The 21,271-nt window shown below is 53.9% G+C and carries 17 protein-coding genes; 6 read left to right on the top strand and 11 right to left on the bottom strand.

Annotation, left to right across the window (positions count from 1 at the left end; translation table 11 throughout):
* Positions 1–83: 83 nt before the first annotated feature.
* Complete coding sequence (gene metG / locus ACYVC2_RS08735; RefSeq protein WP_461101923.1) at positions 84–2,150, top strand: methionine--tRNA ligase; 2,067 nt, start codon at positions 84–86, stop codon at positions 2,148–2,150.
* 58 nt (positions 2,151–2,208) lie between these two features.
* On the opposite strand, the gene ACYVC2_RS08730 is transcribed toward metG, so the two are convergent.
* Together ACYVC2_RS08730 and ACYVC2_RS08725 are read right to left on the bottom strand one after the other, a co-directional pair.
* A complete protein-coding gene (locus ACYVC2_RS08730; protein WP_461101922.1) occupies positions 2,209–3,456 on the bottom strand; it encodes a DUF2264 domain-containing protein in 1,248 nt (415 codons plus the stop codon).
* Between the two features lie 109 nt (positions 3,457–3,565).
* The gene (locus ACYVC2_RS08725) at positions 3,566–4,897 is read right to left on the bottom strand and encodes a Gfo/Idh/MocA family protein (RefSeq protein ID WP_461101921.1); all 1,332 of its coding nucleotides are present in this window, start codon (positions 4,895–4,897) and stop codon (positions 3,566–3,568) included.
* A gap of 150 nt (positions 4,898–5,047) precedes the next feature.
* Here ACYVC2_RS08725 and ACYVC2_RS08720 point away from each other — a divergent pair, with 150 nt between their 5' ends.
* Positions 5,048–6,817: an ABC transporter ATP-binding protein gene (locus ACYVC2_RS08720; protein WP_461101920.1), complete on the top strand. Its 1,770-nt coding sequence runs from the start codon at positions 5,048–5,050 to the stop codon at positions 6,815–6,817.
* A gap of 48 nt (positions 6,818–6,865) precedes the next feature.
* On the top strand, positions 6,866–7,486 hold the full coding sequence (locus ACYVC2_RS08715) for a Uma2 family endonuclease (RefSeq protein ID WP_461101919.1): 621 nt from the start codon (positions 6,866–6,868) through the stop codon (positions 7,484–7,486).
* A gap of 12 nt (positions 7,487–7,498) precedes the next feature.
* Here ACYVC2_RS08715 and ACYVC2_RS08710 read toward each other — a convergent pair whose 3' ends face one another.
* Positions 7,499–7,816 carry a hypothetical protein gene (locus ACYVC2_RS08710; protein ID WP_461101918.1) on the bottom strand — a complete coding sequence of 106 codons (318 nt, stop codon included), beginning with the start codon at positions 7,814–7,816 and terminating at the stop codon, positions 7,499–7,501.
* Between the two features lie 71 nt (positions 7,817–7,887).
* Positions 7,888–9,177: a hemolysin family protein gene (locus ACYVC2_RS08705; RefSeq protein ID WP_461101917.1), complete on the bottom strand. Its 1,290-nt coding sequence runs from the start codon at positions 9,175–9,177 to the stop codon at positions 7,888–7,890.
* A gap of 116 nt (positions 9,178–9,293) precedes the next feature.
* Between ACYVC2_RS08705 and ACYVC2_RS08700 the strand changes: the two genes are divergently transcribed.
* Positions 9,294–10,001: an NUDIX hydrolase gene (locus ACYVC2_RS08700; protein WP_461101916.1), complete on the top strand. Its 708-nt coding sequence runs from the start codon at positions 9,294–9,296 to the stop codon at positions 9,999–10,001.
* A gap of 77 nt (positions 10,002–10,078) precedes the next feature.
* Here the strand turns inward: ACYVC2_RS08700 and coaD are convergent, their stop codons facing one another.
* The 4 genes from coaD to ACYVC2_RS08680 all read right to left on the bottom strand — a co-directional run bounded on the left by coaD (position 10,079) and on the right by ACYVC2_RS08680 (position 12,651).
* Entirely contained in the window at positions 10,079–10,543 is a 465-nt protein-coding gene (gene coaD, locus ACYVC2_RS08695) for a pantetheine-phosphate adenylyltransferase (protein ID WP_461101915.1), read from the bottom strand.
* 60 nt (positions 10,544–10,603) lie between these two features.
* Positions 10,604–11,503, bottom strand: coding sequence for a DUF3822 family protein (locus ACYVC2_RS08690; RefSeq protein ID WP_461101914.1), 900 nt, complete (start codon positions 11,501–11,503; stop codon positions 10,604–10,606).
* 96 nt (positions 11,504–11,599) lie between these two features.
* Positions 11,600–12,103, bottom strand: coding sequence for an NUDIX domain-containing protein (locus ACYVC2_RS08685; protein ID WP_461101913.1), 504 nt, complete (start codon positions 12,101–12,103; stop codon positions 11,600–11,602).
* 110 nt (positions 12,104–12,213) lie between these two features.
* Positions 12,214–12,651, bottom strand: a complete 438-nt coding sequence (locus ACYVC2_RS08680; protein WP_461101912.1) for a CBS domain-containing protein — start codon at positions 12,649–12,651, stop codon at positions 12,214–12,216.
* 165 nt (positions 12,652–12,816) lie between these two features.
* Between ACYVC2_RS08680 and ACYVC2_RS08675 the strand changes: the two genes are divergently transcribed.
* Positions 12,817–14,307: an ATP-dependent DNA helicase gene (locus tag ACYVC2_RS08675; protein ID WP_461101911.1), complete on the top strand. Its 1,491-nt coding sequence runs from the start codon at positions 12,817–12,819 to the stop codon at positions 14,305–14,307.
* Between the two features lie 132 nt (positions 14,308–14,439).
* Positions 14,440–15,072: a DUF4126 domain-containing protein gene (locus ACYVC2_RS08670; RefSeq protein WP_461101910.1), complete on the top strand. Its 633-nt coding sequence runs from the start codon at positions 14,440–14,442 to the stop codon at positions 15,070–15,072.
* Positions 15,073–15,185: 113 nt separating this feature from the next.
* Here the strand turns inward: ACYVC2_RS08670 and ACYVC2_RS08665 are convergent, their stop codons facing one another.
* From ACYVC2_RS08665 to ACYVC2_RS08655, 3 genes are read right to left on the bottom strand one after another with little or no spacing between them, the layout of a single operon-like run.
* Positions 15,186–16,319, bottom strand: coding sequence for an efflux RND transporter periplasmic adaptor subunit (locus tag ACYVC2_RS08665; RefSeq protein WP_461101909.1), 1,134 nt, complete (start codon positions 16,317–16,319; stop codon positions 15,186–15,188).
* A gap of 5 nt (positions 16,320–16,324) precedes the next feature.
* Positions 16,325–19,588, bottom strand: coding sequence for an efflux RND transporter permease subunit (locus ACYVC2_RS08660; protein ID WP_461101908.1), 3,264 nt, complete (start codon positions 19,586–19,588; stop codon positions 16,325–16,327).
* Positions 19,589–19,593: 5 nt separating this feature from the next.
* A complete protein-coding gene (locus ACYVC2_RS08655) occupies positions 19,594–21,033 on the bottom strand; it encodes a TolC family protein (RefSeq protein ID WP_461101907.1) in 1,440 nt (479 codons plus the stop codon).
* Positions 21,034–21,271: the final 238 nt, after the last annotated feature.

The raw sequence follows: 21,271 nt of genomic DNA, 5'->3' as shown, positions 1-21,271 counted from the left end.
CATAGCAGCCCGGCTGTACTCTTTGTGTAAACATAACAACGTTCGGGCCTGAATTGCTAATTTTGCGTCCCAAATACTGGATTATGTCCCTCGAAAATCCCCAACGCTATACCGTTACGGCGGCCCTGATCTACGCCAATGGCCCGATCCACATCGGCCACATTGCCGGATGCTACCTACCCGCCGACATTTACGTCCGCTACCTCCGTTCGACGGGTAAGGATGTCGCTTTCATCAGCGGCACCGACGAACACGGCGTACCTATCACTATCAAAGCCAAGAAAGAAGGTATTACGCCCCAGGAGGTCGTCGATAAATACTACGGCCAGATCAAACAGGCGTTTCAGGAATTCGGCATCTCGTTCGACATTTATTCGCGCACGTCGAATCAGATTCATCACGAAACTTCGCAGGAGTTTTTCACGAAGCTCTACGACAAAGGCGATTTTGACGAGGAAGTGACCGAGCAGTATTACGACGAAGTGGCCGGGCAGTTTCTGGCCGACCGCTACATTGTCGGTACCTGCCCGGTTTGCGCCAACCCGAATGCATACGGTGACCAGTGCGAACGCTGTGGTACGGCCCTTAGCCCAACCGAGCTGATCGAACCGCACTCCACGCTGTCGGGCTCCAAACCCATTCTGCGCTCGACTAAAAACTGGTTTTTACCGCTCGACCGGATGCAGCCTGCAATCGAAGCCTACGTCAACGGCCACACCGAATGGAAAACCAACGTGTTCGGGCAATGTCAGTCGTGGCTGAAGGAAGGGCTGCGGCCCCGGGCAATGACCCGTGACCTCGACTGGGGCATTAAAGTTCCGCTGCCGGATGCCGACGGAAAAGTACTCTACGTCTGGTTCGACGCGCCCATCGGCTACATTTCGATGACCAAAGAATGGGCAGAGCAGCAGGGCCGCGACTGGGAGCTCTACTGGCGCGACAAAGACACTAAGCTGGTGCATTTTATCGGTAAAGACAACATCGTTTTCCACTGCATCATTTTCCCGGCGATGCTGATGGCCGAGGGATCGTATATCCTGGCCGATAACGTGCCCGCCAACGAGTTTATGAACCTCGAAGGTGACAAAATCAGCACCTCGCGCAACTGGGCGGTGTGGCTGCACGAATACCTGGAGGAACTGCCCGGCAAGCAGGACGTGCTGCGGTATGTGCTGGCGGCTAATGCACCTGAGACCAAAGACAGTGAGTTTACCTGGAAAGATTTCCAGGCGCGGAACAACTCTGAACTGGTCGGCATTCTGGGAAATTTTGTCAACCGGGCGGTGGTCCTGACGCACAAGATGGCCGACGGTCACGTTCCCGCTCTTGGCGAACTCACGGCCTACGACAACCAGGTTCTGGACGAGCTGGCCTTGTTTCCGGACCGGATCGGGCAGGCCATTTCGAACTATCGGTTCCGGGAAGCGCTGGGACACCTGATGGATCTGGCCCGACTGGGGAATAAATACCTGGCTGAAACCGAACCCTGGAAAGCGATCAAAACCGACCCGCAGCGTGCGCATACAATCTTGAACATTGCCTTGCAGATCACCGCAAACCTGAGCATCGTGTGTGAACCGTTTTTGCCGTTTACAACCCAAAAGCTACGGACGCAACTGGCCATTACTGACGATTTCAACTGGACGAACGCGGGTCGTGCCGACTTACTGGTCATGGGTCATGCATTGGGGCAGGCTCCGGCAGGACCCGCCGATTTGCTCTTTGCCAAAATTGAAGACGACGAAATCAATAAACAGATTCATAAGTTACTGAATGCTAAACGCATGAATGAGTTAGAAACAAAGGCCGTTCCGGAAATCCGGTCGGAGATTACGTACGAGGATTTCGCTAAAATGGATATCCGAATCGGTACCATCACCGAAGCCGAACGGGTTCCGAAAAGCGATAAGCTGCTGAAACTGAAAGTAGACGACGGCCTGGGCGGCCGACAGATTCTGAGCGGTATTGCCAGGCATTTTACGCCCGAAGAAGTCATTGGCAAGCAGGTAACATTTCTGGCCAATCTGGCTCCCCGGAAAATGATGGGACTGGAATCGCAGGGAATGATTTTGATGGCCGAAGACCGCGACGGTAAATTATCGCTGATCACACCGGGCGAGGCCGTCTGGAACGGCGGACTGGTTTCGTAATTCTTATTCTGGAAACTAACTAAAAAGCTGAATGCGTTCTCGCATTCAGCTTTTTAGTTTACCCTTTAATCGCATGGTCGGTTTTTACGTCCTGCCCCGACCAGATCTTTTTGGCGGTCCAGTCGGTAGCGGATTCAGTCCAGAAGGGGTCTGATGCGGGCAAACCCAGCGGCAGAAACGCGACCGAGCACAAATACAGGCTTCCCGTCGAGATGTAGGTTTCACCGATGGCGGGTTGGTGCCCACATAAACCAATCTGCAGCCATCCTTTCGCATCGAACGTGCCGGGCGCGTCCATCGTCCGATGGATCACCGCATTCAGGGCCGAACGGACCTGAGCAGCTGGCAGTTCGGCAGGCAGTTTCTTGTGTAAGGCAACCTGCGCCAGCAACTGAAACGCTCCGCACCGGTACGCCAGCGACCGTCCGAAAGCGGCAAACGAGCCATCGGGTGCAATGAGCCGCTCCTGGATCATGGCGTAGCGCTGCGCACGGCCCAGCAGGGAGTCGTATAAACTTTTATCTGCTTTTCTGGCATCGACCAGTACCTGAACGGTATCCAGCAGCATCGGTTGAATGACGTAGCTATTGTAATAATCCCAGTGAAAATCGGGGCCATCGCCATACGCTCCGTCGCCCTTGTACCAGGCCTGGTGCTGCCGAATGGCATAATCCATCCGCAGTTCATCACCCGAACCGGTGTATTTCAGCAGCGCAGCTTCGACCATCGCACTGAACAACAACCAGTTATTGTAGCCCGGTTTTATATCCCGGCTGGCCTGCAGCGCTTTTATAACATTCGCCTGCTCCTCTGACTTTAAGGCCGCCCACAGTTTCGGCGAGCGCACCAGTCCATGCGCCAGAAAAGCCGCATCGACCAGCGGTTGTCCGCCTTTGGTGAAGTTCAGATAATCGGGCGCGTGCGGATCGACGCCGTTGGCGATGGCCTGTCGGGCCAGACTCAGGTATTTCTGTCGCTGCCGCCCTTCCGACGAATCGTCTGCGCTTATTTCCAGCCACGGAGCCAGCCCCGCCATCGTCCGGCCGAGTGCTTCCAGATGTGATACCGCCAGGCGACTTTCCTGTTGCCCCGGTGCCGACTCGATGGGCATCGTGGCTTTCAGGCGATTCTGCGCCAGGGCGTTCAGCACCGGATCGGCAATTTTCAGCAGGGTTTGTAGCCAGTAAGACCGATCGTCGGTGGCCGTTGCATTCGTTGCGGATACCTTAGCGACAGTTCCTGGGTTTTCAATGGGTAAACCAAAGGGCAGAGCCGCGGCCAGGCGCGTAAAGGAGCGTCGTTTCATAGAACATGGTCATTCGTAGTCATTGTTGTCATGAGTAGTCATCCATAGCTGGAATGGCTTAATTCTCTTCCTAACAACTCATGACTATGCATGACAATAAATGACTTTTTTAAACCACCGGTTTCCAGCCTTTTTCGTACTCGCGGCTCCACAGCTTCGACGCTTCCGGATTGCGCAGAATATGACCGTTGGTCGGGTCGGTGTAAATCATACTACCCGTGCGATGGGCAATATTGGCCAGATGGCAGAGCAATACCGACTTATGGCCTTCGGTAATTTCGGCAGTCGGCTTTGTTTTTCCGCGGATACTTTCGAGAAAATTATCGAGGTGATACGCATCCAGCTTTTCGCCACCCGCGCTGATCGCATTCGTTGCAGCATTGGCGGGTGCATCGCCTTTTACGTCCTTAATGACTTTACCACCCAGATCGAGCAACTGATAACCCGGGCCACTTTCGGGAGCCGACAGCACCCCTTTATCACCGTAAATCGTAAATCCGCGACCGCTTTTTTCGGGACCAAACGCCTGGCAACTCAGCCCCTCCCAGGTGATGGAGGCTTTATCGCCGAACTCAAATGACGCCTGCTGGGTATCGGGGGTTTGCCAATCGTCGCCTTTATACGCATACCGTCCACCCGTCGACGTCACTTTGGTTGGGAAGTCCAGGCCCATCAGCCAGCGGCAGCAGTCGATTTCGTGCGTACCATTGTTGCAGGCTTCGCCGGTTCCCCAGTTCCAGAACCAGTGCCAGTTGTAGGGTACCACGTTGTCCTGATAGCCTTTGCGTGGAGCGGGGCCCTGCCACAAGTCCCAGTCGAGGGATGCCGGAACGGCAATCGGTTTGCCGGTTCCGATCGGCTTGCGGTTGTTGTAATACCAGGCCCGGGCGAAATACGGCTTTCCAATAGCTCCTTCGCGAATTTCCTGCGCTGCCTGCTGCAGCGTGGGCCACGACCGGCGCTGGCTACCCATCTGTACGATCCGATTGTGGGCTCGGGCTGCCTGAACCAGCCACTCGCCTTCCTGCGGATTATGGCCACACGGTTTTTCGACATATACGTGCTTACCGGCCGAACAGGCCAGCATGGCCGCCGGCGCGTGCCAGTGATCGGGGGTTGCAATCGCTACCGCATCCAGATCTTTTTGTTCGAGTAGTTTTCGGAGGTCTTTAAAAACCTTGGGTTTGCGCGTCTGCCCGGCTTTCTCTACCGCTTTCAGGCCGTTGGCAACGGCTCCGTCTTCGACATCGCAGATATAGCCTACTTCGGCACCGGGTAGTTTCGAGTAAATGCCAGCCAGCCAGCTTCCCCGCGACTGCGTACCGATTATGCCCACGATCACTTTCTCGCCAGGCGCATTACGCCCGAAGATCGGAAAGGGTAAAATCTGCGTTGCGAGTCCGGCAACGGCGGTTTTCTGAACAAATTGTCGGCGGTTCATCTGGATGATCGGTCAGGTAATTATTCAGAAAAGGCAGGGCCGACCGATTTTACTGCTTTTTAGCCAGGCTTACCCGAATAGCCGGTATAAAACCTGAAACGTTCGGCTTGCAAACGCTGTTACCTCCCTACACTCGCCATTTTATTTTCTGTGAGCAACGAACAAAAAAGCGCCGAGTCCGGCCGAATTTTCGACTGGGCTATCCTCCGACGCCTATACGCATTTGTCAAACCTTACCAGGGCCGCTTCTATTCTCTGGTTGGGGTCATTTTACTGTCGGCCTGCCTGGCACCCCTGACGCCCTTACTGATTCGCTATACCATCGACAACGTAATTTCGATGGGCGATTATCAACGGCTAACCCTTATGCTGATCGTCATGATCGGTGTGCTGGTCGTCCAGGCTATCGTTCAATTTTCCAATACCTATCTGTCGGGCTGGCTGGGTCAGTACGTCATTCGCGACATCCGGGTGCAGCTCTATCAGAAAATCCTGCACCTGCGACTCAAGTTTTTCGATAACACGCCAATAGGCCGGCTGGTAACGCGCTCCATCTCCGACGTGGAAACTCTGGCAGATGTGTTCAGCGAGGGCATGGCGGCTATTGCAGGTGATATTTTACAGCTGATCCTGATCATCGGGGTGATGTTTTATACCGACTGGCGGCTGGCGGCCATCAGCTTGTCGACCATTCCGCTGATGCTGTTCAGCACCTACGTTTTCAAGGAAAAAATCAAGAAGTCGTTCAACGAAGTCCGGACGGCGGTGGCCAACCTGAACTCGTTCGTGCAGGAGCACATTACGGGGATGAACATCGTTCAGATTTTCGGCAGCGAGAAAATCGAAGCTGAAAAATTCCGTGTCATCAACGCCGAACACCGCGACGCCAACATCCGCTCGATCTGGTATTATTCCGTGTATTACCCCGTTGCCGACATTATTTCGGCCGTTGCGGTTGGACTGGTTGTCTGGTACGGTGCCCAGCAGATCATTCACTCAGATGTTACCTTCGGTACGGTCACGGCTTTTGTGATGTTCATCAATCTGTTTTTTCGACCGATCCGGATGCTGGCCGATCGGTTCAACACGCTTCAGATGGGTATCGTCAGCACCGACCGAATTCTGAAATTACTGGACAGCGATGAGTTTACAGCTAATGACGGCACCTATGCTCCCGAACACATTCGGGGAGAGGTTGAATTCCGAAATGTCTGGTTCGCCTATAACAACGAAGATTGGGTGCTGCGGGATATCTCGTTCTACGTCAAACCAGGCGAAACCGTCGCGTTTGTGGGCGCTACCGGTGCCGGAAAGTCATCGATTATCAACTTGCTGAGCCGGTTCTACGATATCAACAAAGGCGAAATCCTGGTCGATAAGACAGACGTTCATCAGTATGAGCTCGGGCATCTGCGCCGAAACATCGGAGTGGTTCTGCAGGATGTGTTTCTTTTCTCCGATACGATCGAAAACAACATTACCCTCGGCGATAAACGCATCAGCCGCGAAACGATCGTTGAAGCGGCCAAACTGGTAGGTGTTCACGACTTTATCGAGCGGTTGCCGGGTGGTTACGAATACAACGTCATGGAGCGGGGCTCGACGCTGTCGGTGGGGCAGCGCCAGTTGATCTCCTTTGTGCGGGCTATGGTGCAGGACCCCAAAATTATCGTACTCGACGAAGCCACCTCGTCGGTCGATACCGAAACCGAAGAGATGATCCAGAATGCCATCAGCAAGCTCATGAAAGGCCGTACGGCGATCGTTATTGCCCACCGCCTGTCGACTATTCAGAAAGCCAATAACATTATTGTTGTCGATAAAGGCCGAATTATGGAACAGGGTAATCACGAAGAGCTGCTTCAGCACGAGGGCTTCTACGCCAACCTGTACCGGATGCAGTACAAAGAAGTGGTCTAATTTGTCTCCGTTCGAATCAATTTATATATTTGAGAAAAGTCAGTGCGTATGCCGACCCCTATTTCAACCAAAACTACAGCGAAGTCCAGACGGAAAATTCCGGACTATCTGGTCTATGAAGTCATGGACGGTAAGCCCATTTACTACCGGGGCTACCAGTCTGTGCTGAACAAAACAAAAACGCTGGAAGATATTATGGGGTGCAGTTCCTTGCAGGCCGAACTGGTGAGTTATATCTTATCGATTATTTATCAGTTTATAGACCGCAAAAAGTACCGGGTCTACACCAACGAGATCGGTAGCCATATCGACAAGAACAACAACCTGTCGAATGACATTGCCATTTACGACAAAGCGGTCCTGACCGCCGATAAAGTCAACAAGAAATATCCGGAAGTGCCTCCGAAAATCGCGATTGAAATTGATACGGAAGCAGACACCTCTGAATTGACGGGCTTTGGTTACACGTATAAAAAATCAAAGAAACTGCTTGACTTCGGCGTAGAGCGCATCATCTGGATCATGATCAATACGCGAACAGTTACGGTTATCGAGCCGAATCGCGACTGGCAGGTCCGTGAGTGGAACACCGATATTGAGTTAATGAATGGGCACACCTTTAACATCGCCCGCTACTTAGACGAAGAAGGTATTGTCGTCGAAGAATAGAGACACTGACCGTTACGATTCAAATAGGTCCTTTTCCTCTTCGGGCCCGGCGCCAGTCGTGCCTTCAGTAATTACATCGTGACCCGACACATTGGGTTTGGCGTTCGTAGGGCCGGGGCCGCTGCCATCCAAAGCGTAGGCAATGGAATCGGACAGGTTATCGGGCGCCAGTTTAGCTTCCTGTTCGGTTTTTACAGGTTCCGGATGCGACTCGCCGGCCTGCTGATCGATCACTTCTTCATCGGCATCAGGATCGGTTTCCATACCGGTTGGCACGCGACGGGAGTCGTTGCCGGTTTGTTCGCTTGGATCAGGCATGAAATGTCTCATAGTCATAGCTGTCGATGAGGTTAATTCGTAGCTATAACCAGCAAAAAGGGGCATCTGTTTACAGATCAGGGTTATTCTTCGGCCAGTTTCTTCACCAGAATCTTGTCGATTCGGCTTTTGTCCATGTCTACGATCTCGAACTGGTATTTGTGCCAGACAAACGTCTCGCCCGTTTTCGGAATATCTTTCAGAATGTGCAGTGCAAAGCCACCGAGGGTATCGAAGCCCGTTAACTCACGACGGGTCTGCGCGTTGATGGTGATGGAAAAATAAGACAGAAAATCCTCGAACGGAAGCTGAGCATCGATTAGGTAACTCCCGTCTTCGCGCTCGCGGATTTCGTAATCGGAGTGGACATCATCGTTGATATCCCCAACCAGCACGTCCAGAATGTCGTTCAGGGTAATAACGCCCAGTACCCCCCCGTATTCATCCACGATGACGCCCACGTACTGCCGGCGCTCCCGAAAGCGTTCCAGCACCTGGTAAGCCCGGTTGTTTTCGGGTACAAACAAGGCATCCCGTTTGATCTCGCTGAGCCGAAGCAGTTCAGTATCAAGGTCTTTACCGAGGAAGTCTTTTGAATAGATCAGGCCCACTACCTCGTCGACACCCCCGTTGCAAAGCGGATACACCGAGTGTTTGTATTCGAGAACCCTGGCTTTATTTTCGGCCGGATCGTCTTCCAGATCGAGGTAAACGATTTCCTGCCGGTTGGTCATCAACGACGTAATCTTCCGATCGCCAAGCTGGAACACATTCTGGACAATCTCCTGTTCGATCTCTTCGATGGCCCCACCCGAGGTGCCTTCCTGGATCAGACTTTTGATTTCTTCTTCCGTTACGGCGCTTTCATTTGGTTTGATATTCAGCAGCTTAAGCAAAAGATCGCTCGAAAGGGTAAGCAGGGTGATGAAGGGAGACGTTACTTTCGAGAGCAGGATCATGGGAGCCGCCATGGTTTTGGCAATGCCTTCGGGATTGGACAAGCCAATGCGTTTGGGAACCAGTTCACCGAAAACGAGCGAAAGATAGGTCAGTAACAACAACACCAGCACAACGGCAATGGAATGAGCATAGGGCTGTAGAACCGACACCTGCGCTACGTAACCCTGCACGTCGTCGGTCAGTTTATCACCGGAGAAAATACCCAGCAAGATCCCGATGAGCGTGATGCCGATCTGTACCGTCGACAGGAACCGGTTGGGCGAGTTCGATAAATCCAGAGCCACCTGCGCCCGGCGATCGCCGTTTTTGGCTGCCGTTTCCAATTTGGATTTACGCGATGAAACAAGCGCAATTTCTGACATGGAAAACACGCCATTCAGAATGGTCAACAGTAAAATAATGAGAAGTTCCACAAAGGGAGATGGTTGGCTTGTTGCAAAAATATAGAAACTGAATGTGTTTCCAACAGGTTTACCGATACGACAGACCGTCTGTTTTGCTACTTTTGCCGCTCGAACCTCATTTGCTGATGATTGTTTTTATTAACGACCGCCCCATTCGGCTCGTTGGCGCTAAAGCCGCTGCGCAACTGACAGGTGCCACTCCGACCAAATCGTCGGGGCCACAACGCCCTTTTACGGACTACGATCTGATTATCGATGCCCGTCTGGAAGCGCTGAAAGAAGATGCCCTGCATGGGCACTTACTGGTTTTGAACGCCATACCCGCTACCGTTAGCCGATTGCTGACGTTGCTTCAGAAAGCCGACGCCAGCCAGCTACTATCTGTTACGCTGGGGTGCCTCAATAAAGACGACTGCGAGGAAGCAATCAGAAAGCCCTTCAAAGTGATCAAAGCGGCTGGGGGTGTCGTTCTGAAAGGCGACAAAATGCTGCTCATGTTCCGGCGTGGAGTCTGGGATCTGCCCAAGGGCAAACTTGACGATGGCGAATCTTCCAGAGCAGGAGCCGCCCGCGAAGTCGAAGAAGAAACGGGGGTTCGCGTGGCTGTCGGCGAGCGAATCTGCACCACCTGGCACACCTACAAGCTCAACGGCAGCCGCATTCTCAAACGCACCAAATGGTACCGCATGAGTGTTCTCGACGATAGTCGTATGACTCCGCAGATAGACGAGGATATCGAGAAGCTGGCCTGGCTCGACCGGCGCGAAACCCAACTGGCGCTCACCAATTCGTTTAGCTCGGTTCGGTACGTGATCGATTCGGTCAACAAATAGAGAGTGCCGTCGTTAGTGGCTGGTAGATAGTAACCGGATGGCTGCGTCAGCTACTGGCAGCGAAGCCCTGACTCTATTTACTGATTTTTATCGATTTTGTAAGGCAGAAACGTGTCCACTTTCTGGCCGTAGCGGTGCAGATCCCGGATGATGCTGGAACTGATCGGGGCTAGGTGGGGCGAAGTGATCAGAAACACTGTTTCAACCTCTTCGTAGATGTAGCGGTTTACCTGCGAAATACCGTTTTCGTATTCGAAATCGGTAGTGTTGCGTAGCCCCCGCAGCAAAAACCGGGCGCCAAGCGTTCGGGCTACGTCGGCCGTCAGATCATCATAGCTGATTACCCGTACGCTCGGATAGTTTCGGAACGCTTCTTCGATCAGCTGCGTCATCTGATCCAGTGGAAAATAACGGGCCTTCTGCGCATTGCGGCCGATGCCGATAACGACTTCATCGAACAGGCGTAGCCCCCGCAGAACGATATCTTCGTGCCCTTTTGTGAACGGATCAAATGAACCGGGAAACAGCGCAATACGCTTCATAGATTGTGCATTAACGATCACCCGCTTGTTGGTGCGGTGAATTCAGGAACAAACCTATCACTAATTCGTTAATTCACTCATTAAACCTAGCCCGTACAGACTTAAATAGCGATGATCGGGTAATTCGCTGAATTCGCTGGCCAGGGTGAGACCCGGTGGTGTTTGCCCAAAAGTCATCCGGGGCAGAAAGCGACTTAGCTCGGCGTAGGCATCCGCAAATGGAGTAATTTCGCCGTATAGGGAAATAGTGGCCGACTCCGGGCTGAGTCCCTGCTCATCCAGCACATAAAGTATGTAATAAGCCAGGTCCTGCACATTTTTGTACCCGAACCGATTGCAGTACTGCAGTTGGTGATTCTTTCGGTGAATAACCGTCACGAACGCGTCTTCATAATACAGATAAACCGTATCGGGTGTCAGCATGTGGCGATCCTGATCGGCGGTAGCCTGAATCAGGGCACTGATCTGATGCACATACGTGATGGGCTGAAGCGGATACAGCTCCGAAAAATAATCGGCCAGGGGGTGTTCCAGATTGAAAACGGACAGAAACCCTTCGGCCTCGTGCACGTAAGCCTGCGCAAATTCGTAAGCGGGTAGTGTGCTTCCCCGCATCAGGGCCAGATAGCTACTGGCGTATTCTTTCCGATAGAGCGATTGAGGCACCAGCGTAAACGACGGCGAGTTGACCCCGATCCGGATTTCCTGCCACGGTCCTGCCGACAGCACCGGGTGGTTGCGGAAAATATTGGGCAGGAAAGCCGTAATCGACTGATTGGTAAGCAGCGACGGAAAGCCGTAATCTTCCAGGTACAATCCCTGCCCCTGCCGATTCTGCACCAGTAACCGAAAACGGTCCTGACCTACCTCCAGACACAGCACTGATCGATCAGTATGGTTCGGAGTAAAAGCGTCAGCGCGTACGGTTACCGTGGGAACGAGAGGTACAGTGGTTTGCACAACGTCGAATAGCTACTTGTTAAAAAGGCGATATAAACCTACTAAAAATTCCACATTAGTCACCATACTATCCGACCTAAGTCGGCTTAATATGAGTTAACGGAGGTATCCTTGAAGCCGAAACACATCGTCGAGCGACTGGCAGTAGCGGAACAGGTCGTGCACTTCATCGGGCGGATAGCTTTTGATCTCCTCAAAACTCATCAGCCGGACGTCCTCGATAATTTGCCCGGCCAGACTCATTTCCGGATCAATGCCCTGCCGAAGCGATCCACCGGTTACCTGCACCGTAAAAAACAGCTCCATAGCATGAAGCGGTGGTGCCATAAACTCGTTGACGAACAGCATATCGCCAATTTCGATATCCAGTCCAGTCTCCTCCAGAAATTCACGGGTTAGCGCTTGGGGAGCGGTTTCGCTAAACTGCGCTCCGCCACCCGGTGGGCACCAGAACGTATCGGTGGGATTAATGCCCCGATGCCGGACCATCAGCAGGCGATCGCCCTCCCGATACAGGCCACATACCCGAATCCGAAGTCGGTTTCCATATAATCTAAGTACTTCTTCGCGGGGCTTGTCGGCATCCACTACCTGCGTCATAATCTGGTTACGTATAAGGGACGCAAAGGTAGAGAATTTATGTAGGATATATGATGTAGGATATCTTAGTAGACCGCCAACATCCTGCATCATATATCATAAATCATATTTCAGTATGGGCTTCCGGAAATATAGCTTTCCAGTGAATCAATGCGGGTTTTCTGGTCAAGAATGATGGCGCTGACCACGTCGTTGATCGAAATAATGCCGATGAGTTCGCCATCGCTCATGACGGGCAAATGGCGAATATGCCGGTCCGACATCACGACCATACACTCTTCGATACTCTGCTCGGGCTCGATCGTGATGACGTTGGCCGTCATGACATCGGCAATCCGGGTATCGTCGGAGTGGCGATCTTTCAGGATAACCTTACGGGCATAATCGCGCTCGGAGAAAATACCGGTTAGAACTCCTCTGTCGATCACCAGCACCGCGCCAATGTTCTTGTCGGCCATCAGCCGAAGGGCTTCCAGTACCGTCTGATCCGACGATACCGAATAAAGAGCGTTAATTTTTTTACTCTGGAGAATCTGGCGAATGTTCATAAGGAGAGAGTTTAGAGACGTGTCAATATATTAAAAAAGCATGAAAAGGGAAAACAGAAGCGCCCGAAAACGCAAAAAATCTAGTGAAAATTACTCATAAATCCAGGCCTCTCCGGCGAAATCCGGCGCTTTTATCATGTTGCTTTTTTTCGTACCTTTAGGTATATGAACGAGACCCAGACGGCCGCGCATTTGCTGGCCAAACGTTTCCCTTTTAAGCCTACAGCCGGTCAGGTACAGTTTTTTGAACAGATCGGCGCGTTCATCGCCCACGAGGATATCGAGCATTACCGCGACTGTTTTCTGTTGCGTGGATACGCCGGTACGGGCAAGACCACACTCGTGGGTACGCTCATTAAAGTGTTGCCGCGTTTCGGCTACAAATCGGTGCTGCTGGCCCCCACCGGTCGGGCGGCCAAGGTCATGACCAACTACGCCAAAAAACCTGCGCAAACGATTCACCGGAAAATTTACCGCCAGGTGGCCGATCCGGGTTCGGGGACGCTCGCGTTCCAGCGTCAGAAAAACTACCACGAGGATACGCTCTTCATCGTCGACGAGGCTTCGATGATTTCGGATGAAGCCGATTTTGGCGGGAAAGGTCTGCTCACCGATCTGATCGATTTCGTGTTCGAGAACCCCGGCAACAAACTGATGCTGGTGGGCGATACGGCGCAGCTCCCTCCTATTGGTCGTGAGTTAAGTCCAGCACTGGACCGGGGGTTTCTGGCCAGTTCATTCGACATGACGGTTTATGAGCAGGAGCTTACCGAAGTAATGCGTCAGGACGAAGATTCGGGTATCCTTTACAACGCCACTGGTTTGCGCATACTTCTGGGCGAACCGACCCCTACGCCCAAGGCGGTGGGGTTCGATGCGCTGCTGAGCGATAAGCCCCCCGTATCGGCCGCCGAGATGCCCGACATTCAGTTGAACGTTCGGTCGTTCAACGACATTTTTAAGATGCCCCTGACCAAACTCGAAGACGGTATCCGATACGCCTACGATAAGTACGGCCGCGAAAACACGGCCATCATTTGCCGCTCCAACAAAACCGCCGTTCAGTACAACCAGTTTGTCCGGCGGATGATCGACCAGTGCGAAGAAGAACTCGACGCGGGCGATATGCTGATGATTGCCCGGAACAATTATACCGTACTCGACGAAGAATCGCCGGCGGGGTTTCTGGCCAACGGCGAGTTTGCCGAAGTACAGAAGATCCGAAATAAAGAAGAGATGCATGGTTTCCGATTCGCTACGGTTACGCTGCGGCTCATCGACTACGAAGATCAGCCCGACTTCGACGCGAAAATCATGCTCGATACGCTGCACTCGCCCGTACCGTCGCTGGCCTCCGACCAGTATAAAGCGCTCTACGAGAGCGTCATGAAGGATTATTTCTACATAAAAAGCAAGAAAGAGCGGGCCGAAGCCGTCCGGCGGGATCCGTATCTGAATGCCTTACAGGTGAAGTTTGCCTACGCCCTGACCTGCCACAAAGCGCAGGGTGGTCAGTGGAGCGCGGTCTTTATCGATCAGGGATTTCTGCCCGAGGGGCAGGTCAACGACGAATTTGTGCGGTGGTTGTATACCGCCCTGACCCGCGCGACCGACGAAGCGTTTCTGATGAATTTCAACCCGCAGTTTTTCGGCTAGATGCGCCGACTGAACCATCTATTTCGTTTGTAGTTTATAAAGCAGCCGCTCCGGAGCGGCTGCTTTGGCTTAGTAGTATCGGGAACTCCCGGTACGGTACTTGCCCTTACGAACGACAAACCATAGACCACCATGTCCATTGAATGGATCATTAGTGCCTGTATTGGCGTCGGCTTAGCCGCGTGCTGCGGGTTTCGGGTATTTGTTCCCCTGCTCATTGCCAGCATTGCCACAAAACTCGGGTTTGTTGGCCCCGTAGCGGGTTTCGAATGGCTGAGCGACTGGCCCGCACTGATCGGATTGCTGGTCGCTACGATTTTTGAGATTGGCTCGTACTACATTCCCTGGCTCGATAATTTTCTGGATACGCTCGCTACACCCGCTTCGATCATTGCGGGCACGTTGATCAGCACCTCTTTTCTGCACATCGACAATCCAATACTCCACTGGGGCCTCGGCCTGATGCTTGGCGGGAGTTCGGCGGGTATCGTTCAGGCGGGCACCAGCCTACTCCGGCTCGGCTCGACGGCTACTACGGGTGGTATTGCCAACCCGGTGGTGGCCACCGGCGAAAATGTCGCGTCGGTTGGCTTGTCGCTCTTTACGGTTTTTTTGCCCCTGATCGCTATCGTTATCATTGGCCTGGTGATTCTGTTTATCATTGGCCGACTGATTGCCCGGCGCAAAGTCTGGTTTTCGCGAGCCCCCAGGCAGGCGGGCAATCCGCTGACAAAAATTCCACGCAGCAGCAACGGCCGACATTAATCCCGAATGACGGTTAGCCGGCCTGGCGCGCTTCCAGCGAGCAATCGTACTGGTAATCAATTGATTTATAGTCCAACGACCTTCGTCTAGACGAAAAGCTGACTGCCCAGTGGCTACAGATTCACCAGTTGCGTTTTCACGGGGGCCTGGTCGGCCAGATCGTCACTGGCTGTTTTCAGGATAATATCTCCAGGTTTCAGCTCACCGAAAACCTGCGTCTGACCGGCAGTATCGTCGCCTTTTTGCACCGTTACGCGAACGGCTTTGCCGTCCACAACTTTCTGAACAAACGTTCGGTCCATTGTGCTGATAACGGCCGATTTAGGTACGTACAAGCTTCCTTCCGCTGCCGGGCTGACGGGTAACCGCACCGAAGCAAACATACCCGGTTTCAGTTTACCGCCTTTGTTGGGAAAGTCGATCTCGATCATTTCCGAGCGGGTTTCCGGCCGTACGTTATTCGAAATGCGATTGATCCGTCCGGTAAACGTCTGCCCCGGAAAACTACGCACCGAAAACTGAACGGAAGCGCCCCGACGAATATCGCCCAGATAGGCTTCCGGTACGGCAATGCGCAGCCGCAGCCGATCCAGTTGCTTGATTTTCAGCATGGGTACGCCGTTTTGTCCACCGGGCCCAACAAAAGCCCCTGGCGACAGACGACGGTCGGTGATGACGCCGGTAAATGGAGCGGTAATTTTCAGGTAACTGACTAGTTGCTGTACGGAAGCATAGTGGGCATTCGCAGCCACTACGCCCAGACTATCCGAGATGGCTCTGGTTCGGGATGTTTCCAGATCGACAGGTGAGATAGCCCCCGCCGTGCGACTGGTGCGCAAGACCCGCAGGAACGTGCCTTTACTGGCTCCGTATACGGCTTCGGCGGCTTTTACTTTCGAATAGGCTTCGGTCAGATTGGCCGTCAGCTCGGGCGCTTCCAGTTCGGCCAGGACCTGTCCTTTCTGCACCTGATCGCCAATGTCGGCGTGCAGCGCTTTGACGTAGCTGCTCACGCGGGGGTACAAGTCCGTTTCGTAGTAGCTTTCCAGCTCACCCGGCAGATTCAGCTCGGAGCTAGGGCGCGTAGCAGTCACTCGAACGGCGTCGTACCGGATTTCTTCGGTAACGGGCTCTTCAGTCATCTCACTTTTTTCAGCGGATGAGTTACCGCACTGACTGAGCAGGAAACCCATACCTGTCAGCAGGGCTACGTGTACACTGGATCGGAGAACAGAATAAAAACGCATAATCGTTAGTAGCTAAGTGTGGTTTCAGACGGCTCGGCAAGCACCGGGTGATGGCCATCGTAAGACGTACTGGTCGGATCGTCGGGGTCGAGCGAGGGCGAATCGAACGTCGTTTTTCGTTGCACGGCGGCAAAAACGACGGGCAAAATCAACAGCGCAGCAACCGTTGAGAACAACAACCCACCAATCACCGCCCGGCCCAACGGAGCCGTCTGTTCACCCGATTCGCCCAGGCCACTCGCCATGGGAATCATCCCCGCAATCATCGCCAGAGCGGTCATCAAAATCGGGCGCAGCCGAGCCGCACCCGCTACCCGCGCAGCCACCCGGGCGTCGCGGTAACGGAGTCTGAGGCTTTCAGCATTGGTCACCAGCAGCAGTGCGTTCGCTACCGATACCCCCACCGACATGATAATACCCATGTACGATTGCAGATTCAGCGTCTGCCCCGTAACAAGCAGCAACGTAAGCGAGCCCGCCAGCACAGCCGGGATGCTGACCAACACCACACTAGCCACTTTGAAGGATTGGTAGTTGGCCGCCAGCAGTAAAAAGATAACCACGATCGCCAATCCTAACCCAAACTGCAGGCTGCTCAGCGTTTCCTGAAGCAGTTGCGCCAGCCCCCGCAGTTCTACCACCGACCCTTTGGGCGGATCGCCCGCGGCAGTGATAGCCGCCTGTACATCGCGGGTGGCCGTGCCTAAATCCCGGTTATTGATGTTGGCCGATACGGTAATGATGCGCCGGGGACCAATTCGATCGAATTGACCCGGGATGGTAGTGGAACGAACGGTCGCGACGTCGCCCAGGGTGGGCCGAAGTTGACCTTTCACCAACGGAATCGCCTGAATGTCAGCCACCGACTTCATCTGATCCTGTTCCAGCTGGATCTGTACCTGGTAGGCAAACCCTTTCGACTGGTCGAGCCAGAGGTTTTTGGCCGTAAACCGGCTCGATGACGTAGCGGCTACCAGCGACTTGGAAATCTCATCGGTACTCAACCCCAGTTGAGCGGCCCGCTCGCGGTCTACCTGAATGGATACGGTCGGGTAGCTGAGCGGCTGATTGATCCGCAGATCGCGCAGGTATGGGATTTCGCGCAGACGAGTCATCAGCCGGTTGGCGTAATGCTGGCCTTCAGTGAGGTCTTTGCCACCCACCAGAATCTCGATAGGCGTCTGCGCCCCCTGACTCATGATCTTATCCGTCAGATCGATGGGCTCGAACGAAAGTCGGACGTTGGGCATTTTCTGGCGAACCCGCTGGCGGATTTTCTCTTTCAGGGCATCGAGCGACTCGACTTTGTATTCTTCGGACAGATTAACTTGTAGAACCGCTTCGTGGGGTCCGGCATTGAATACGTACAGAGCGCTGGTACCATAACTGGACGGGGTCATCCCCACAAAAGCCGATGAAATCGCTACGTTTCGGGGGCCAACCAAGTCGTCGATCTGCTTGATGACCCGCTTGGTCAACTCTTCGGTCCGTTCGATTCGCAGGCCCTGTGGCCCGACAATCCGTACCTGAAACTGGTGGGCGTGATTCTGACGCGGCATCATATCCTGGCCGATCTGCGTGAAGCCAATACCAATCAGCAGTGCGCAAATCAGCGCATACATGCCAATAACCAGTGCCCGCTGGGCCAGCAGTCGGTCGATTAGCCGCAGATACCCCAGCTTGAAGCGCTCAAAACCGCTTACTTTTTCGGGATGTTTTTCTTCATAATGTTCCTGCTGAGCCTCCGGCTGCTTCGCCAGATCAGGTAAAATGCTTAGCTCATGGGGTTGCGCGTGCGGATGGCTCTTTAGCCACCAGTTGGCCACCACCGGCACAAACGTCTGCGAGAGGACGTACGAGGCTATGATCGAAAAGCCGACCGACAGCGAGAGCGGCAGAAACATGCCGCGCGGCACGCCCGTCATGAGAAAAGCCGGGGCAAACACCGCCAGAATGCAGAGTGTAATGAGCAGCAGCGGAAACGACATTTCCTGGCAGGCATCCAGAATCGCGCGGGCCTTGGGCTTGCCCATTTCCAGGTGCTGGTGAATGTTTTCAATCACGACCGTCGCCTGATCGACCAGAATCCCGATGGCCAGCGCCAGTCCCGACAGGGTCATGATATTCACCGTTTGCCCCGTCAGGTTCAGCAGCAGAATAGCACTCATAATCGAAACCGGAATGGTCAGGATAACAATCAGCGAACTACGCCAGTCGCCCAGAAAAAGCAGCACCATAATCCCCGTCAGGATCGCGCCCAAACCACCTTCCACCGCCAAACTATGCACCGCCTGCGTGACATAAACCGACTGGTCAAACTCGTAGGTCAGTTGCACGTCATCGGGCAGGAGTGCTTTCATCTCCGGCAATTTGGCTTTCAACGCGGTCACGACGCTCATCGTGGAGGCATCGGCACTTTTGGTTACCGGAATATAAACAGACCGTTTCCCGTTGACCAGAGCGTAGCCAACGGTAATGTCGGTGCCATCTTCTACCGTAGCGACATCGCGCAGAAACACCGTGGGGCCTACGCCTTTCCGTAGCGGAATATTCATGAACTCACTCACCTTGTCTAGTACCGTATTGCTGGGTGTCATGACGGTGTAGTCACCCATCTGTACACTACCTGCGGGCGAAATCTGATTGTTCTTCACCACCGCCTGCACGATCTCATCGGGCGTCAGTTCGTAGCTGCGCATGCGTTCGGGATTGACTTTTACCACAACCGTCCGTTCGTTACCACCAAACGGAGGGGGTGCCGAAGCACCCGGAATCTGGGAAAACAGCGGCCGGATGCGAGTCGACGCCAGGTCCTGCATTTCGCCCAGTGACGCCCGGCGGCTGCTGAAGACCAGTTGACCCACGGGTAAGCTCGACGCATCGAAGCGAACCACGGTGGGTGGTACGGTACCCGGCGGTAGGTAGTTCATGACACGGCTGACCTGGTTGGCTACTTCGCCCGAGACCTGGGCCATGTTGACGTCTTCGTAGAAGCTGCACTTGACCAGACACAGCCCCTGGATGTTCTTCACCTCCACACTCTTGATACCCGATACATACAGTAACTGATTCTGGTAACGGGTTGCAATGAAGCCTTCCATCTGAGCGGGGGTCATGCCCCCGTAGGGCTGGGCAATGTAAATCGTAGGCAGGTTCAGTCGGGGGAAAATATCCACCGGTATCTGCAAAAGGGCCAATATGGCAAATAAAACAATCCCGGCTAAGGCGACGATGACCGTAATGGGTTTGGCTAAGGCAGCTTTGATCATGAGAATTAGCGGGGAAGTTGTTGGAAGAATGAATCCAGATCGCCAACGGTAGCGGCCCGGAGCAGCAGCGCACGCCAGACGCTACTGGTAACCAGAGCCTGATCGACTTCCGCCCGATTCAGCAACGCACTGGTCTGGGTAAGCGCCTGAATGTTGTCTAGTCCGGATTCGTAGCGGGCCTGCGCCTGGATATACGCCTGCTGGGCGGCATCCAGTTGAAGCGGAGCCTGCTGGGCACGGGCCTGAGCCAGTTGAAGTTGCAGAACCGCATTCTGACCCGCAGCCTGAAGGCCCAGCGCCTGCTGGTCGTACATCTGCTGATTGGCGTTGATCCGTTCGCGCTGGGCCGATAATGCGTATTTTGTTCGCCACAAATCAGTCGGGCGCCAGATGGCCGTTACCCCAACGATGTAATTGAAAGAACGCAGCGGCAGACCAGCGCCCGGCGATGGATCGATGCGAAAGGTGCCATCGGCCTGTGCTCCTTCGCTGATGCCGGAACCGCGCCCCTGTAGAGAACCAAGCACCGAAACAGACGGCAAGGCAGCCGCTTTTAGCAGCGTTTCGCCTGCTCTTCCTACCTCAATATTTTTTTGATAGACGCGCAATTGCGGATGCAATGCTGGGTTGCTGCCGGGATAAATCGGTAGCTGGGGTAACTGGTTATAAAAAACCATCGAGTCCAGCCGCACAGCCGGGTTGGGCTGACCAATCAATTCAGTCAGTCGAAGCACTTGCTGCTGAGCCAGTTGCTGATTTTCCAGTACCTGCAGTTGAGCGCGGGCCACTTCGGCATTTGCCACGGCACTGTCGATACCCGGTCGGAGTCCTCCTTCGGTGCTGGCGCGGATGATGCGCTGGAGCTCCTGCGCCCGCTGGAGATTTGCCCGTTGCAAGGCTACCGATTTTTGCGCGTTGAGCGCTAACAGATACGCATCGCACACCCGCACCTGATGGGTAAATAATTCGCCTTCGTAGTCGGCCTGGGCCTGCTCTACAGCCAGCCGGGCCTGATCGCGTCGGGCTTGCCGACGACCAAACGTAACGGCTTCCCAGTCGACGACCATGGAAGCGGCACTGGTCCAGGCAGCGTTCATATTGAACCCATCGGTGCGTACGCCCGAAACGGGCAGCAACAAGCCCCCGTTGGAAACATAGGCACCCCGCACCTGATTGGAGGTAGCGTTCAGCGTCTGTGCCTGAATACCCGCCTGCGGTAACAGCGCCATGTTCAGCGCCTGGGCATCGGCTTCGGTAGCCCGAATGGTGGCTAATTTACCCCGAAGGCTTGGGTAATTTACCCGAGCCAACTCCAGCGCTTTGGGCAAGGTGAGTGCATTCGTCGGCATCGACGGCGGGTTGCCCGGTTGCGCCCAACTCGGGCCGATCCAGCAACTGGCCAGAAAATACAGAAGCCAATAGTATCGTTTAGTTCCGCTGCGCATGAGCCTGTTTCAATGAGTAGGCCAAAGCTACGGGGCGGATATTAGAGCCAGATTAGAGCCAAATTAGTTCATATTAGAACGGTTTACGAGTTGCGATGCCAGTCAATTATAAAGGCTCTGCGGCAAAGAATAGGGTATGGTAACTTCCAGAATATGTTTCCCGGCCACGGTTGCCCTATCCTGTAAATAGACATCTATTTTCGCTTATAAATGGGAGCTTTTTTGAGAATGGCCACAA

Source organism: Spirosoma koreense, assembly GCF_054777875.1.
The sequence above is the reverse complement of the archived record's forward strand: the minus strand, read 5'-3'. Positions and strand labels throughout refer to the sequence as shown.

What these genes read in the sequence shown, in the direction of transcription:
- ACYVC2_RS08675 (WP_461101911.1), top strand. Translation starts at nt 12,817, where the DNA reads ATGAACGAGACCCAGACGGCCGCGCATTTGCTGGCCAAACGTTTCCCT.
- ACYVC2_RS08655 (WP_461101907.1), bottom strand. Translation starts at nt 21,033, where the DNA reads ATGCGCAGCGGAACTAAACGATACTATTGGCTTCTGTATTTTCTGGCC.
- ACYVC2_RS08710 (WP_461101918.1), bottom strand. Translation starts at nt 7,816, where the DNA reads ATGAGACATTTCATGCCTGATCCAAGCGAACAAACCGGCAACGACTCC.
- ACYVC2_RS08700 (WP_461101916.1), top strand. Translation starts at nt 9,294, where the DNA reads ATGATTGTTTTTATTAACGACCGCCCCATTCGGCTCGTTGGCGCTAAA.
- ACYVC2_RS08725 (WP_461101921.1), bottom strand. Translation starts at nt 4,897, where the DNA reads ATGAACCGCCGACAATTTGTTCAGAAAACCGCCGTTGCCGGACTCGCA.
- ACYVC2_RS08665 (WP_461101909.1), bottom strand. Translation starts at nt 16,319, where the DNA reads ATGCGTTTTTATTCTGTTCTCCGATCCAGTGTACACGTAGCCCTGCTG.
- metG (WP_461101923.1), top strand. Translation starts at nt 84, where the DNA reads ATGTCCCTCGAAAATCCCCAACGCTATACCGTTACGGCGGCCCTGATC.
- ACYVC2_RS08680 (WP_461101912.1), bottom strand. Translation starts at nt 12,651, where the DNA reads ATGAACATTCGCCAGATTCTCCAGAGTAAAAAAATTAACGCTCTTTAT.
- ACYVC2_RS08685 (WP_461101913.1), bottom strand. Translation starts at nt 12,103, where the DNA reads ATGACGCAGGTAGTGGATGCCGACAAGCCCCGCGAAGAAGTACTTAGA.
- ACYVC2_RS08715 (WP_461101919.1), top strand. Translation starts at nt 6,866, where the DNA reads ATGCCGACCCCTATTTCAACCAAAACTACAGCGAAGTCCAGACGGAAA.
- ACYVC2_RS08730 (WP_461101922.1), bottom strand. Translation starts at nt 3,456, where the DNA reads ATGAAACGACGCTCCTTTACGCGCCTGGCCGCGGCTCTGCCCTTTGGT.
- coaD (WP_461101915.1), bottom strand. Translation starts at nt 10,543, where the DNA reads ATGAAGCGTATTGCGCTGTTTCCCGGTTCATTTGATCCGTTCACAAAA.
- ACYVC2_RS08660 (WP_461101908.1), bottom strand. Translation starts at nt 19,588, where the DNA reads ATGATCAAAGCTGCCTTAGCCAAACCCATTACGGTCATCGTCGCCTTA.
- ACYVC2_RS08670 (WP_461101910.1), top strand. Translation starts at nt 14,440, where the DNA reads ATGTCCATTGAATGGATCATTAGTGCCTGTATTGGCGTCGGCTTAGCC.